This is a genomic window from Micromonospora sp. PTRAS2, assembly GCF_054052245.1.
The window spans coordinates 283,939-297,873 of sequence record NZ_JBSWBU010000008.1; the positions used below are offsets into that span (position 1 = coordinate 283,939).

Annotated in this window: 10 protein-coding genes; 8 read left to right on the forward strand and 2 right to left on the reverse strand. The window is 76.6% G+C overall.

Features of this window, described 5'->3' with window-relative positions:
- Window positions 1–24 precede the first annotated feature (24 nt).
- The 4 genes from ACVMYR_RS24180 (at window position 25) to ACVMYR_RS24195 (ending at window position 5,436) form a co-directional block, all read left to right on the forward strand.
- On the forward strand, window positions 25–951 hold the full coding sequence (locus ACVMYR_RS24180; protein ID WP_457122822.1) for a VOC family protein: 927 nt from the start codon (window positions 25–27) through the stop codon (window positions 949–951).
- Complete coding sequence (locus ACVMYR_RS24185) at window positions 948–3,014, forward strand: prolyl oligopeptidase family serine peptidase (RefSeq protein WP_457122823.1); 2,067 nt, start codon at window positions 948–950, stop codon at window positions 3,012–3,014. Before ACVMYR_RS24180 ends, ACVMYR_RS24185 begins: the two co-directional genes overlap by 4 nt.
- Window positions 3,015–3,047: 33 nt before the next feature.
- Complete coding sequence (locus ACVMYR_RS24190) at window positions 3,048–4,394, forward strand: MFS transporter (RefSeq protein WP_457122824.1); 1,347 nt, start codon at window positions 3,048–3,050, stop codon at window positions 4,392–4,394.
- Window positions 4,395–4,488: 94 nt separating this feature from the next.
- Window positions 4,489–5,436: an alpha/beta fold hydrolase gene (locus ACVMYR_RS24195; protein ID WP_457122825.1), complete on the forward strand. Its 948-nt coding sequence runs from the start codon at window positions 4,489–4,491 to the stop codon at window positions 5,434–5,436.
- A 499-nt stretch (window positions 5,437–5,935) separates the two neighbouring features.
- Here ACVMYR_RS24195 and ACVMYR_RS24200 read toward each other — a convergent pair whose 3' ends face one another.
- A complete protein-coding gene (locus ACVMYR_RS24200) occupies window positions 5,936–7,483 on the reverse strand; it encodes an MFS transporter (RefSeq protein ID WP_158229501.1) in 1,548 nt (515 codons plus the stop codon).
- 185 nt (window positions 7,484–7,668) lie between these two features.
- On the opposite strand from ACVMYR_RS24200, the gene ACVMYR_RS24205 reads away from it, so the two are divergent.
- Window positions 7,669–8,640 (forward strand): LysR family transcriptional regulator, encoded by a 972-nt coding sequence (locus tag ACVMYR_RS24205; protein ID WP_077939820.1) that lies wholly within the window; start codon window positions 7,669–7,671, stop codon window positions 8,638–8,640.
- Window positions 8,641–8,651: 11 nt separating this feature from the next.
- Here ACVMYR_RS24205 and ACVMYR_RS24210 read toward each other — a convergent pair whose 3' ends face one another.
- Entirely contained in the window at window positions 8,652–10,208 is a 1,557-nt protein-coding gene (locus tag ACVMYR_RS24210; protein WP_396788554.1) for a condensation domain-containing protein, read from the reverse strand.
- Between the two features lie 159 nt (window positions 10,209–10,367).
- Between ACVMYR_RS24210 and ACVMYR_RS24215 the strand changes: the two genes are divergently transcribed.
- The 3 genes from ACVMYR_RS24215 to ACVMYR_RS24225 are packed head-to-tail and all read left to right on the forward strand — an operon-like array spanning window position 10,368 to window position 13,861.
- On the forward strand, window positions 10,368–11,789 hold the full coding sequence (locus ACVMYR_RS24215) for a phenylacetate--CoA ligase family protein (RefSeq protein WP_396788553.1): 1,422 nt from the start codon (window positions 10,368–10,370) through the stop codon (window positions 11,787–11,789).
- 33 nt (window positions 11,790–11,822) lie between these two features.
- Window positions 11,823–13,274, forward strand: coding sequence for an anthranilate synthase component I family protein (locus ACVMYR_RS24220; RefSeq protein WP_077939823.1), 1,452 nt, complete (start codon window positions 11,823–11,825; stop codon window positions 13,272–13,274).
- The gene (locus ACVMYR_RS24225; protein WP_431894949.1) at window positions 13,271–13,861 is read left to right on the forward strand and encodes an anthranilate synthase component II; all 591 of its coding nucleotides are present in this window, start codon (window positions 13,271–13,273) and stop codon (window positions 13,859–13,861) included. Before ACVMYR_RS24220 ends, ACVMYR_RS24225 begins: the two co-directional genes overlap by 4 nt.
- The last annotated feature ends 74 nt before the right edge of the window (window positions 13,862–13,935 follow it).

The window sequence follows — 13,935 nt, forward strand, 5'->3', positions numbered from 1 at the left end:
CGGCCGACCAGCCTGGAGCGACCCATGCCCATCACCGGCGTCGACCACGTCATGCTCGCCGTACCCGACCTCGACGCGGCCCGGGCCGCGTTCACCGCCTGCTTCGACCGGCCGTCGCGCCCCGGCAGCCGTCACCCCGGCTGGGGTACGACCAACGCGGTCCTCCGGTTCGCCGGCAGCTACCTCGAACTGATCACCGTCGTGGACCGCGCCGAGGCGGCGGGCCGGCCGGCGAGCCGGCGGATGACCGGGGTGAGCGACGCCGGCGGCGGCTGGGTGTCCGCCGTCCTGGCCGCCGAGGACCTGCCGACGACCTGCGCCGCCCTGGCCGGCCGGGGCGTGCCGGTCTCCCCGCCCCTGGACGGCGTGTCGGTGCGCCCCGACGGCCGGCGTCGCCGCTGGCGGGTCGGCGCGCACGGGGAGGAGTTCCGCACCGGCCGGCTGCCGTCGCTCATCGAGTACCTCGACCCGTGGCCCGAGGCGGACCCCGACCCGGCCGAGCTGCGCCGCGGCGGCGTGCACGGCGTGGCCGGGGTGGACATCGCCGTCACCGACCTGCCCGCCGCCGCGGCCGAGTACGCCGTCCTGTTCGGCGGCCCGCCCGCCCTCGGCGACCGGTCCGCGACGTGGACGCTGCCCGACGGGCGGGTGCTGCGGCTGCTCGCCCCCGCCGGTTCTGCCACCCCCGCCGGTTCTGTCGGACCCGTCTGCGCCGGCGACCCGGTCGCCGCCCACCTCGACCGGCTCGGCCCCGGCCTGTGCGCCGTCGCCCTCGCCGTCGACTCGCCCGCCGCCGTGGCCGCCGCCGTGGCCGGTCGCGGCGTCGCCGTGCGGGCCGGCGTCGACGGGGAGCCCGTGGTCGACCCGGCGGGGTGCGCCCCGATCCGGCTGGTCGCCGCCGGCCCCGCCCCGTCGCGGGGACCCGTCGTGACCGCCGGGGCGACCCGGTGACCGCCCCCACGGCGGCCGAGGCGTACTCCGCCGCCACCGGCGCCCCGGTCACCACCCCGCCCTCCATCTGCGCGCCCGCCGCCACCGGCACGCCGCCGCCCGGCGAGTGGCCCTCGCCGTTCCGCCCGCAGGACGCGGCGGCGGCCGGCGGGGAGCCCCGCTGGCTGATCGAGCAGTGGGTGGTCGCCCACGGCGACACCGTCTGGTTCACCGACCTGCGCCCCGCCGAGGGCGGCCGGGCCGTGCTGTGCCGGTGGACCGCCGCGACCGGCGTCGCCGACGCCGTCCCCGCCGGGTTCAGCGCCCGCAGCCGCTTCCAGGAGTACGGCGGCCGACCGTTCACCGTCGTCTCCGCCGACGCGGCCGTCGTCTCCCGCGACACCGACCAGCGGCTGTACCTGGCGACCGCCGGCCCCGCCGCGGCGCCGCCGCGCCCGCTCACCCCGCCGTCGGGCGGCCGTCACCGGTACGCCGAGGGCACCGTCGTCGGCGACGAGGTGTGGTGCGTGCGGGAGCGGCGCACCGGCCCCCGCACCACCGACGTGCTCCGCGACCTCGTCGCGGTGCCGCTGACCGGCCACGGCGACGCCGAGCCCCGGGTGCTGGGCGGCGGCGGCCACCGGTTCCTCGCCGGCCTGCGGGTCGCCCCGGACGGCCGGCACGCCGCCTGGCTCGGCTGGGACCACCCCGACATGCCGTGGGACGCGGCCCGGCTGCGGGTCGCCCCGATCGTCGACGGGCGGCTCGGCGAGCACCGGGTGCTGGCCGGCGGGGACGCCGAGGCGGTCTGCCAGGCCGAGTGGCTCGACGCGGGCACCCTGCTGGCGCTCACCGACCCCGACGGCTGGTGGAACCCGTACGCCATCGGGCTGGACGGCGACCGCCGGCCGCTGTGGCGCGGCGACCGCGAGGCCGGCGGCGCGCTGTGGCGGCCCGGGCAGACGTGGGCCGCGCCGCTGGCCGACGGCCGGATCGCCCTGGCCGTCACCGGCTGGTACGCAGCCGGGGCCCGGCGACCCGACCCGGCCGCCCCGCGACCGGACGGAGACGGGGCGGCCCGGCACGGCACCCGGCTCGCGGTGCTCGACCCGGCCCGGGGCGTCCTCGACGAGCTGGACCTGCCGTACACGGTGTGGGGGCCCGTCAGCGCCGCCGGCACGACGGTGGCCGCGATGGCCGCCTCACCCGACCGGCAGCCCGCCCTGGTCCGCGTCGACACCGCGACCGGGCGGGCCGACGCGGTGACCGGCGACCGCTACCGCACCCCCGGCCCGGGCTGGCTGCCCGCCGGGGAGCACCGCCGGTTCCCGGTGCCCGGCGGTGAGGTGCACGCCGTCGTCTACCCGCCCCGCAACCCCGCCGTCGCCGCCGACCCGGGACACCGGCCGCCGATGCTCGTCGTCGCCCACGGCGGCCCCACCGGGCGGGTCACCGACGCCCTCGACCCCGAGACGCTCCTGTTCACCAGCCGCGGGTACGCGGTCGCGCTGGTCGACTACGGCGGCTCCACCGGCTTCGGGCGGGCCTGGCGGGACCGGCTGCGCGGCGGCTGGGGCGTCGTCGACGTGGCCGACTGCGCGGCCGTCGCCCGAGCGCTCGCCGCGGAGGGGACGGTCGACGGCGACCGGGTCGCCCTGCGCGGCGGCTCGGCCGGCGGCTGGACCACCTGCGCGGCGCTGACCAGCGTCGACACGTTCCGCTGCGGGGCCGCGTACTTCCCCGTGCTGGACCCGCTGGCGTGGGCCGAGGGGGAGACCCACGACCTGGAGTCGCACTACCTGCACGGCCTGATCGGGCCGCTGCCGGCCGCCCGGGCCACCTACGCCGACCGCGCGCCCGTCCACCGCGCCGCCCGCCTCGCCGGGCCGCTGCTGCTGCTCCAGGGAGAGGAGGACACCGTCTGCCCGCTCGCGCCGGCCGAACGGTTCGTCGCCGCGCTGACCGACGCCGGGGCGCCCCACACCTACCTGCGGTTCCCCGGGGAGGGGCACGTGTTCCGGCAGGTCGGCTCGATCACCCGCGCCCTCGACGCCGAGCTGGCCCTGTACGCCTCGGCCCTGTGACCCCGCTGAGCCGACCCATCCGGAGGTACGACCATGACCACTCACGCGGTACCGACCGCCACCACGCCCCGACGGCGGGCGCGCACCGTCGCCACCACCGTCGCCGGGAACTTCATCGAGTACTTCGACTGGCTGATCTTCGGCCTGTACGCGCCGCTGATCGCCCAGCACTTCTTCCCCTCCGCCGACCCGCTCACCGCCCTGCTCGCGGTCTTCGTCGCGTACGCGACGGGCATGCTGTTCCGCCCGCTCGGCGGCATCCTGATGGGCGCGCTGGCCGACCGGCGGGGCCGCCGTCTCGCCCTGCTGCTGTCGATCACGCTGATGGGCGGCGGCAGCCTGGTCATCGGCCTGCTGCCCACGTACGCCGCCATCGGGGTGGCCGCCCCCGTGCTGCTGTTCCTCGCGCGGGCCGCGCAGGGGCTGTCGGCCGGCGGCGAGTGGCCGGCTGCCGTGTCGTACCTGATGGAGTTGGCCCCGCGCAGCCGGCGCTGCCTGTTCGGCAGCATCTTCGCGGTCAGCTCCGCCGCTGGCGGCCTCGCGGCGTCGGCGCTCGGCCTGGCGCTCAGCGCGACCGTCGGGTCGCAGGCCATGGCCGACTGGGCGTGGCGGGTGCCGTTCCTGGCCGGGGCGGCCCTGTCGGCGGTGCTGCTGGTGCTGCGCCGCCAGCTCGGGGAGAGCGAGGCGTTCGTCCGGGCCCGGCGCAGCGGCCCGCCGCCCGGCCTGCGCCGGCTCTGGCGCGACCACAGGGGCGCCGTCGTGGTCGCCGCGCTGTTCGTGGTCGGGGTGACCGTGCAGACGACCACCTGGACCACCGTCGCCCCGGCGCTGGCCCAGAGCCAGGCCGGGATGCCCGCCGACGCCGTCTACGCGGCGGTCACCGCCGCCATCGCCCTGTCCATCGTGGTGCTGATCCCGCTGGGCCTGCTCGCCGACCGGGTGGGCGTGCTGCCGATGCTCGGCGTCAGCGTCCTCGGCTTCGCGGTGGCCGGCCCGCTCGCCCTGAACGCCGCGTCCGGCAGCACCGGGCGGCTGGTGCTCTGCCTGTGCACGGGGCTGTTCTTCATGTCCTGCCTGACCGCGGTCCTGCCGAAGATCATGGCTTCGATGTTCCCCACCCACCTGCGGGCCAGCGGCATCGGGCTGCCGCACGCCGTGGCCAGCTCGCTGGCCGGCGGGCTCACCCCGGCCCTGGCGACCTGGCTGGCCGGGGCCGGCCGGCTCGACTGGTACCTGGGCCTGCTCACCGTGACCGCGCTGCTGGCCGGGGCGGCTGGCGTGCGGGCGGTCCGGCGGGCCCGACCGGACGACGACCTGCCGCAGACCCCGGCGACCCCGGTGTCGCAGGACCGCGTCCTGGTCGGCTCGGCCCGCACCTGAGCGCGGCGCGCGCCGTACGGCGGGAGGTCACCCGATCGGGTGACCTCCCGCCGTACCGGCTCCCCGGCCGCCGCCCGCTGTCAGACTCGGCCGCATGTCCAGCACCGGGGAGATCATCACGCTCAGGGACGGTCGCCGGGCGGTGGTGCACCGCCATGGTGCGGACACCGGCCGGCGGGTGGTGGTGTTCTGCCATCCCGCCCCGGGCTCCGGCGCGTTCGACCCCGACCCGGCGGCCACCCGGCTCGCCGGGGTCACCCTCCTCGCCCTCGACCGGCCCGGCTACGGCGGCTCCGACCCGGCCACCGACTGGGCCGACGTGCCGACGGCCGCCGACGACCTCGCCGAGCTGATCGACCAGCGGCGCCTCGGGCGGGTGGCGGTCGCGGGCTGGTCGGCCGGCGGCCGGGTCGCCCTCGCCCTCGCGGCCCGCCGGCCCGACCTGGTGCGCCGGGTGGCCGTGCTGGCCACCCCCGCCCCGGACGAGGAGGTGCCCTGGCTCGACCCGGGCCAGCGCGACCTGACCGCGGGGCTGCGCGACCGGCCGCCCGCCGACGTCCGCGCCCAGCTGGACGCCGCGCTGGCCGTCCTGGTGCCGCCGGACCCCCGGGACCCGGCGGCGTTGCGGCTGCTCGGCGCGGACCCGGCCGACCGGGCCGCGCCGGCCGACCCCGGTGTCGGGACGCGGATCGGCGACATGCTCGCCGAGGCGTTCGCCCAGGGCGTGCGGGGGATGGCGGACGACGTCGCCGGCTACTCGCTTCGCCCGTGGGGCTTCACCCCCGACCAGGTCGGGGCGGCCACCCTGCTGCTGTACGGCGCCGACGACGCCCTCGCCGGCCCCGAGCACGGCCGGTGGTGGCGCGACGCCCTGCCCGACGCCCGGCTGGAGGTCGTGCCGAACGCCGGCCACCTGCTGGTGGTGCCGTCCTGGCCCCGGGTCCTCGACCACCTGGTCGGCCCGCCGATGCGGGCGACCTCCGCCCGGGAGGCGGTCGCGTTCATCCGCCGCGCGTCGAGCCCGCCGCGCCCCGTGCGCTAGGCGCGGGCCGGGACCGCCCCTGCGCCTGCCCTGGCCCTGGCCCTGGCCCCGCCTGGCCCTGCCCACCGCCCCACCCCGACCCCGCCGCTCACCTGACGTGACGGCCCGTGGGGGCCGGCTGCCCGGGCCGGCCAACGTGACTCTGCGTCGTGCCCGGCCGGCCCCGCCGGAGCTGCCGCGTCCCCTTTGCTCTGCACCCGTATCCGCAACACCCCGCCCGAGCTGCCCGGATGCCCGGCGGCGAGGGGCGGGGGAGCAGGCGGTACGTCACGCGGCGTGGGGTGTTGCGTCCCTGGGTGCAGAGCAAAGGGGGCGGTGGGGGTGGTTGCCGGCGGCCGGGAGGGATTGCGTCGCGTCACCGGCCCGCCGGCGCGGAGCGGGCGTGGGCCGACCGTGCCCGTGCCCCGCGCCCGGTTGCCCTCGGCGGGCCCCCGGAGGGCCGGACACGGCGATGGTCGGGACGGATCGCTCCGCCCCGGCCACCGCGTCGGGCGGCGGGTCAGCCCCGCGCGCCCTGCCCCACCGGACGCCGCCTGTGGTCGGCGTCGGCGAGGTCGTCGAGGTCCTGCTCCGCGCCGTCGTCCACGGCCGCGGCCGCGTCGACCTGCTGCGGGGCGGTCGGCCGCACGCCGCGCAGGATCACCAGCGCGGCGACCGCGCCCACCGCGAGGGCCCCGGCGGCGATGCCGAACGCGTGGTCGTACCCGCGCACGACGGCCAGGTTCTCGGCCACCCCGGCGGCCTGCTGCCCCCGCTGGTGGCTCAACGCCAGGGAGACGAAGACGGTCAGCCCCAGGGCGCTGCCCATCTGCAGCACCGTGGTGACGATCCCGGAGCCCAGGCCGGCGTCGGCCTCGGACACCTCGTGCAGGGCGGCGTTCTGCATGGCCGGGTTCGTCATGCCGAAGCCCAGCGCGGTCACCACCATGGCCGGCAGCAGGTCGGTCAGGTAGGAGCCGTCGACCGAGATCCGGGTGAACAGGGCCACCCCGATCGCTGAGACGGCCAGGCCGGCGGCCAGCGTCGACCGGGGACCCACCTTCATGATCAGCTTGGTGGAGAGGAACAGGCCGGGCATGAACGCCACGCAGAACGGCAGCCAGGCCAGGCCGCTGGCGAGCGGCGAGTAGCCCAGGACGTTCTGGGTGTAGAGGACGATCAGGAAGAACACCGCGGCCGAGCTGCTGGCCACGAACACGGTCGCCACGTTCGCGGTGGCGCGTACCCGGTTGGCGAAGAAGCCCAGCGGCACCAGCGGCTGCGCCACCTTCGTCTCCACCACCACGAACAGGGCCAGGGCGGCGATGCCGACCAGCAGCGGAACGAGCACCGGCGCGGAGTCCCAGCCGTTGCGGGCGGCGTTCAGCACGGCGTTGAGGATCGCGATCAGACCGCCGGTGACCAGCACCGCGCCCAGCCAGTCCGGGCGCCGCCGGCCCTGGGCCGGTGCCCGGCTCTCGTCGGCCAGCTTCGGCAGGAGCAGCATCGGGATCACGGCCAGCGGAATGTTCACCAGGAACACCCACCGCCAGCTCGCCAGGTCGGTCAGCACGCCCGAGAGCAGCACACCGGCGGCGGAGCCCAGCCCTGCCAGGCCGCCCCAGATGCCGAACGCCTTCGCCCGCTCCTTCGGGTCGGTGAAGAGCAGGGCCACCATGGACATCGCGGCCGGCGCGGAGAGCGCCTCGGCGACGCCCTGCAACGACCGGCCGGCCAGCAGCACCTCGCTGTTCTGGGCCAGGCCGGCGGTCGCGGAGGCCACCGCGAACAGGCCGGCGCCGAGGCAGAACACCTTCCGCCGGCCGACCAGGTCGGCGATCCGGCCGCCGAGCAGCAGCAGACCACCGGCGGTGATCAGGTACGCGTTCACCACCCAGGTCAGCGTCGCCTCGGAAAAGCCGAGATCACGCTGGATGGACGGCAGCGCGACATTGACGATGGTGGCGTCCAGGAAAATGATGAACTGGACGAGCGCGAGCAGCGCCAATGCTTTCCAGCGGCGCGGATCGGCCTTCGGGAGATCCTGTTGCGACAGCGTGGCAGCCATTCTGCCGCCTCCTTCCACTTCTTGTTCAGGCGTTCCGCCGGCCCGGTTCCGGTGTCGACGGCGAGGGTTTTCGCATTTACCCACCGGCATGCGCCGGTATGTTCATTCCATAACTTCCGGCGAGCGCGGTCCAACAACCGCCCGGTGCGTTTGACAACGATTGGTTGTCACCACAGGATGGCGTCATGGATCTCGACCTCGCGCTGGTAAGAGCCTTCGTGGTCACCGCCGAGGAGTTGCATTTCGGCCGGGCCGGCGAGCGCCTCGGCCTGTCCCAGCAGGCGCTGTCGAAGCGGATCCAGCGGCTGGAGGAGCTGCTCGACCGGCCCCTGTTCGAACGCTCCACCCGCACCAGCGCGCTCACCGAGGCGGGCAGGCGCTTCCTGGGCCCGGCCCGCGACCTGCTCGCCGCCGGCGACGCGGCGGTGGCCGCGGTGCACCGCCCGGCCACCCCGCTGCGCGTCGACGTCCTGCACGACCGGCTCGGCCCCGCCCGGCTCGTCGCGGCGGTGCTGGCCGGCAACCCCCGGCTGCGCCTGGAGATCAGCGCCCGGCGCGGGCTCTCCCTGGCGTTGCCGGCGTTGCGCCGGGCCGAGATCGACGCCGTCTTCGGCCGGGTCGCCGGTGCCGCGACCGCGACCGCCGTGGCGCACCGGCTGATCCGGCTGGAGCCCCTGGTGGCCGTCGTGGACGCCGGGCACCCGCTGGCCGGGCGGTCGACGGTGCGCCCCGCCGACCTGGTCGACCACGGCGTCTGGGTGCCCAGCCCGGGCAGCGCCGTGGAGTGGGGCACCTACCTGCAGCTCTTCGCCGACCGGTTCGGCATCCCGCTCACCTTCGAGCAGGTCGACAACGTCGGGGCGGACGAGCTGCTGCGCCGGGGCCGGGCCCTGGGGCGGGTCTTCCTCTCCGCCGCCGACGTGGCCAACCCGCAGGCCGATGACCTGGTCACCCTGCCGTTGGTCGAGCCGCGACCGGTGTACCCGTGGTCGCTGCTGTGGCGGCGCAACGACCGGCGGCCCGTCCTGCACGACTTCGTCGACCTGCTGCACGACTACGGCGCGCTGGAGGGGTGGCGGGCCCACGACCTGGCCGACTGCTGGCTGCCCGACGAGGACCGGGAGGTCCTCGCGGCCGGGCCGCCGGCCGGCGACTGACCGGGGCCGGGTCACCGGCTCCACGCCCGGGTCCGCCGGGCCGCGGTCCGGGCCGGGCGCAGCGGGGCCGCGTCGTCGCCGGCGGCGCGGGCCACCGCGGCGAGCCGCCGCCGGCGCGCGCCGGGCACCTCGAGCGCCGACCGGCGGGTCGTCGGGTCGGCGGCGAGCTGCCCGACCACCAGCCGTACGTCGTCGAGCAGGGCGGCGGCCGTGGCCTCGTCGAACAGGTCGGCGTTGTACTCCAGTCGGCCGGTCAGCGCCTGCGGCGTGTGTTCGGCGGTCAGCTCCAGGTCGAGGCGGACCGTCCCGTTCGGACAGCCGGCCACCTCCAGCCGGGTCTGCCCGCCCAGGTCGGCGCGGTCGCTGCCCGGCGGCAGGTTGCCCAGGTTGAACAGCACGTCGAACAGCGGGTTGCGGCGGGCGTCCCGGTCGCCGCGCACCGCGTCGGCGAGCCTGCTGAACGGCACGTCCTGCCCCGACACCGCGTCGAGCATCGCGTCGTTGGCGCGGGTCAGCACCTCGGCCCCGGTTGGGTCGCCGGACAGGTCGACGCGCAGCGGCAGGGTGTTGGAGAACGGGCCGACCACCGCGTCCAGCTCCGGGCGGCCCCGTCCGGCCAGCGGCGCGCCGACCACCGCCGCGTCCGACCCGGCGTACGCGGCCACGACCAGCGCGTACGCGCCCAGCAGCACGGCGAACGGGGTGACCCGCAGCCGGTCGGCGACGGCGGCGACCCCGGCGGCGGCGTCGGCACCGAAGTCGAAGCGGAGCATTCCGCCGCGGAACGTCTGCGCGGCGCCCCGGGGCCGGTCGGTGGGCAGCTCCGCCGGGGCGGGCCCGGCCAGCCGCCGCTGCCAGCGGTCCAGCAGCCGGTCCAGGGTTGGCCCGGTCATCCGTTCCCGCTGCCAGTGCGCGACGTCGCGGAACTGCAGTCGCACCTCGGGCAGGTCCGGTTCCCGCCCCGCGCACCGGGCCCGGTACGCCCCGGCCAGCTCGGTCAGCAGGATGCCGAACGACCAGCCGTCGACCAGGGTGTGGTGGGCGATCCACGCCAGCGCGTGCCGGGTGGGGGAGATGCGCAGCAGCTCCAGCCGCAGCGGCGGCCGGGCGGCCAGGTCGAACGCGGTGCGGGACAGCTCGGCGACGCGCTCCTGCGCGGCCCCCTGCGGGTCGGGCGCGCCGGTCAGGTCGCGCACCGGCACCTGCGGGTCGGCGTCGGTGACCTCCTGGACGAGCCGGCCGTCGGCGAGCACCAGCCGGCTGCGCAGCACGTCGTGCCGGCGGACCACGTCGCGGACCGCCGCCAGCAGCGCGTCGGCGTCGAGCGGCCCGGTCAGGTGGAACGCGAACGACACGTTGTACGCCGGGACGCCCTGCGCGAGCTGGCTGACGAACCAGAGCTGCTCCTGCACGAACGACGCCGGCCCCCGCCCCGCCGGGCAGGCCCCGGGGGTCAGCCGGGGTTCCCCGGTGCCCGCCGCGCCGCCCGCGGCGCCCCGGACCTTCGCCAGCACCCTGGCCCGGTCCTCCTCCGACATGGCGGCCAGTCGGCCCATCAGCGTCCCCATGACTCCTCCTCGCCCGACGGTGCGGCCATCGGTGCGCACCGTACGAGCGGCCGGTTACGCGCCGGTCCCGCCCGCGCGTAACCGGCGGCCAACCGGGGGCGCCTAGCGTCGCCGGCGACCTTGGCGACGTACCAGCGCACACACCGGGAGCGGACAGTCATGACCAACGCGACCACCGGAGAAGACTTCTGGCGCGACTACCCGCTCGTCAGCGAGCGGTACCAGGCCGGCCTGCTCGACGCGGCCGACTGGGCCACCTGGCGGGCCAACCGGCTGCGGGCGGTGCTGCGGCACGTGACGGCCCGGTCGCCGTTCTACGCCCGGCACCTCGCCGGGGTCGACCTCGACGCGGTCACCCCGGACACCCTGGGCCGGCTGCCGTTCACCACGAAGGACGACCTGCGCCGTGAGATGCACGACGTGCTCGCCGGCACCCCCGCCGACGCGCTGATCTACTACGAGACCACCGGCACCACCGGGGCGTCCACGCCCTGCCCCCGCGACGCGAAGGACGTCATGTCCAGCAACGTGCACGTCGAGTGGGCGTGGCGGCGGCTGTTCGACCACTACTTCGACGGCCGCCGCCCGGTGGTCGGGCTGATGGGCCCCTCGGAGCTGTACGCCTTCGGCGACACCTTCGGCGACGTCGCCCAGCGCCTCGGCGCCTGCCACGTCAAGATCTGGCCGGAGTCGCCCCGGGTGGGCTTCCGCAAGGCGCTGCGGCTGATCCGGGAGCTGAACGTGGAGGTCCTCGTGGCCGCACCGGCGCTCTGCCTGAACCTGGCCAAGGCGGCCCTGCAGAACGGGCTCGACCCGGCGCGGGACCTGCCGGTGAAGCTGTTCACCGTGCTGGGGGAGATCTGCACCCCGGCGTTCGGGGCGAACGTGCGCTCGATCTGGGGCGCGGACGTGCGCCCCGCCCTGTACGGGTCGCAGGAGGCCATGGCGATCGGCACCGGCTGCCACCTGGACCGGCTGCACATCTCCGGGCCGAACTACCTGGTCGAGGTGCTGGACCCCGACTCGGAGGCCAGCCTCGGCGCGTACGGCACCGGCGAGCTGTGCCTGACCATGCTCGTCGACGGCATCAAGCCGCTGATCCGCTACCGGACCGGCGACCTGGTGACCGTCGCCCCGAACTCCTGCGGCTGCGGCGGCCCCGGCGACGTGGTCGAGGTGCTGGGCCGGGTCGCCGACCGGGTCGCGATCGGCGCCGGGCGGTACCGTCCCGCGCAGATCGAGTCGGCCGTGCTCGGCGGCCTGTCCCGCTGCCTCGGCTACCAGGTGGTCATCGACACCGCGCCCAACGGCACCGACGCCCTCACCGTCTACGTGGAACTGCTGCGCGACGGTGCCGCCGACGCCGACGGCTCCGCCGCGCGGGCCGCGCTCGCCACCCGGCTCACCGAGCACTTCGGGGTGCCGACGCGGGTGGAGGTCACCACCGAACTCGACCCGATCACCAACACCGGGGCGTTCGTGAGCTGGAAGGCCGCCCGGATCAAGGACAACCGGGCCGGGGCCGACCAGGACGTCGCCGCCGCCCGGGCCGCCGCCGGCGCGCACTCGCTGCGCAGCTGACCCGCCCCGACACGGTCCAGGCAAGGAGCAGAGATGACACTCGCACCAGCCCGACCGGACACCGTCGTGCCGGTCGCCACCGAGCGCCACCGGGTCCGCGTCGCCGACCCGTTCGCCGCGTACCTCGCGCTGCGCCGCAGGTTCGGCGCCGACCAGGTCTACCTGCTGGAGTCGCCGGCGGGCCCGGCGGGCGACACCCGCCACGCGTACGTCGGTTTCGGGGAGCTGCTGTCGGTCGCGGTGACCGGCCGCGCGGTGACCGTCACCGGCCGGCCCGCCCTGGCCGCCGCCGCCCGGGCGCGGGCCGCCGGGGTCGACGGCCTGGAGGAGGTGCTGCGCGTCGTGCAGGAGCTGTTCGACGCCCCCGCCGGGCCGGGTGACTTCTCCTTCGGCTTCCTGGCGTTCCTCGGCTACGACGCGGCCCGGCACTTCGAGCGGCTGCCGTACCTGATCGAGGGCGGCCCCCGGCTGCCGCACGCCTGCCTGGTGCTGCACCGGGGCCTGGTCCGCTTCGACCTGACGGCCGGGACGGCGGAGCTGCTGCTGCACCGCTCCCCGGCCTGGCCCGACGACCCGGCCGGCGAGCTGGTCGCGTTGCTGGACGCCGCCGACGGGCCGCCGGGCGACGGGGCGGCGGACGGGGCGATGCCGCCGTTCGCGGTCACCGACGACGTCGCCGAGGACGACTACCGTCGGGCCGTCGACCGCTGCCTCGGGCACATCGCGGCCGGCGACATCTACCAGGTGCAGATCGGCCACGAGCTGACCATCCGCAGCGACGCCGACCCGGTCCGGGTGTACGAGCGGCTGCGCCGGCGCAACCCGTCGCCGTACATGTACCTGGCCCCGCTGGCCGGGCAGACCGTCATCGGGGCGAGCCCCGAGCTGTTCGTGCGGGTCGAGGACGGCACGGCCACGATGCGGCCGATCGCCGGCACCGCCGCGCGCACCGGCGACCCGGCGCGGGACCGTGAGGCGGGCCGGCGGCTCGCCGCCGACCCGAAGGAGATCGCCGAGCACATCATGCTGGTGGACCTGTGCCGCAACGACATCGGCCGGATCTGCCGACCGGACACCCTGGACGTGCCGGAGACCCTGGTCGTCGAGCGCTACTCGCACGTGCTGCACCTGGTCTCCACCGTCACCGGCGCGGTGTCGCCGGAGCTGGACAGCTACGACGTGCTCGCCGCGCTGTTCCCGTCGGGCACCATGACCGGCGCGCCGAAGATCCGCGCCATGGAGATCATCGAGTCGACGGAGGCCAGCCGCCGGGGCCTCTACGCCGGGGCGATCGGCCTGATCGGCGTCGGCGGGTACGTCAACCTCGCCCTGTGCATCCGCACCGTGCTGCACGACGGGCAGAGCTACCACACGCGGGCGTCCGCGGGCGTGGTCGCCGACTCCCGGCCCGAGCGGGAGTGGCGCGAGACCCTGGCCAAGCTGAGCGCCGGCTACTGGGCGGTCACCGGAGAGGAGCTGCTGTGAAGGTCCTGCTCGTCGACGCGTACGACAGTTTCGTGCACATCATCCGCCAGTACCTGCTCAGCGCCGGCATGGAGGCCGAGGTGGTGCGCTCCGACGCGATCGGCGTCGCCGACGTGCCGGGCACGGGGGCCGACGCGCTGCTGCTCGGCCCCGGCCCCGGGCACCCGGCCGAGAGCGGCCACGTCGAGCTGGTCGAGGCGTACGCGGGGCGGCTGCCGATCTTCGGGGTCTGCCTCGGCCACCAGGCGATCGGGCTGGCCTTCGGCGCGCGGGTGCTGCGCGCCCGGCACCTGATGCACGGCAAGACCAGCGAGATCCGCCACGACGGCCGGGGCGTCTTCGCCGGCCTGCCCCGCCCGTTGACCGCCACCCGCTACCACTCGCTCATCGTGGACGGGGCGAGCCTCGCCGGCACCGACCTGGTGCCGACGGCGCACGCCGCCGACGACGGGTACGTGATGGGGCTGCGGCACCGCCGGCTGCCGGTGGAGTCGGTGCAGTTCCACCCGGAGAGCGTCCGTACCCAGCACGGCCTGGCGATGCTGACGAACTTCCTCGCCGCCTCGCGGCTGCCCGCCCCGGCGTGACCCCGGTCGTGCCCGTGCCCCGCCATGTCGCCGACGTGGCGGGGCACCGCCTCGTCCGGCGGGGCGCCGGCCCA

Bases quoted from the DNA above. Each gene is read 5' to 3' on its own strand.
- ACVMYR_RS24200 (WP_158229501.1), bottom strand. From the start codon at position 7,483: ATGGCTGCCACGCTGTCGCAACAGGATCTCCCGAAGGCCGATCCGCGC.
- ACVMYR_RS24210 (WP_396788554.1), bottom strand. From the start codon at position 10,208: ATGGGGACGCTGATGGGCCGACTGGCCGCCATGTCGGAGGAGGACCGG.
- ACVMYR_RS24220 (WP_077939823.1), top strand. From the start codon at position 11,823: ATGACACTCGCACCAGCCCGACCGGACACCGTCGTGCCGGTCGCCACC.
- ACVMYR_RS24180 (WP_457122822.1), top strand. From the start codon at position 25: ATGCCCATCACCGGCGTCGACCACGTCATGCTCGCCGTACCCGACCTC.
- ACVMYR_RS24215 (WP_396788553.1), top strand. From the start codon at position 10,368: ATGACCAACGCGACCACCGGAGAAGACTTCTGGCGCGACTACCCGCTC.
- ACVMYR_RS24205 (WP_077939820.1), top strand. From the start codon at position 7,669: ATGGATCTCGACCTCGCGCTGGTAAGAGCCTTCGTGGTCACCGCCGAG.
- ACVMYR_RS24195 (WP_457122825.1), top strand. From the start codon at position 4,489: ATGTCCAGCACCGGGGAGATCATCACGCTCAGGGACGGTCGCCGGGCG.
- ACVMYR_RS24190 (WP_457122824.1), top strand. From the start codon at position 3,048: ATGACCACTCACGCGGTACCGACCGCCACCACGCCCCGACGGCGGGCG.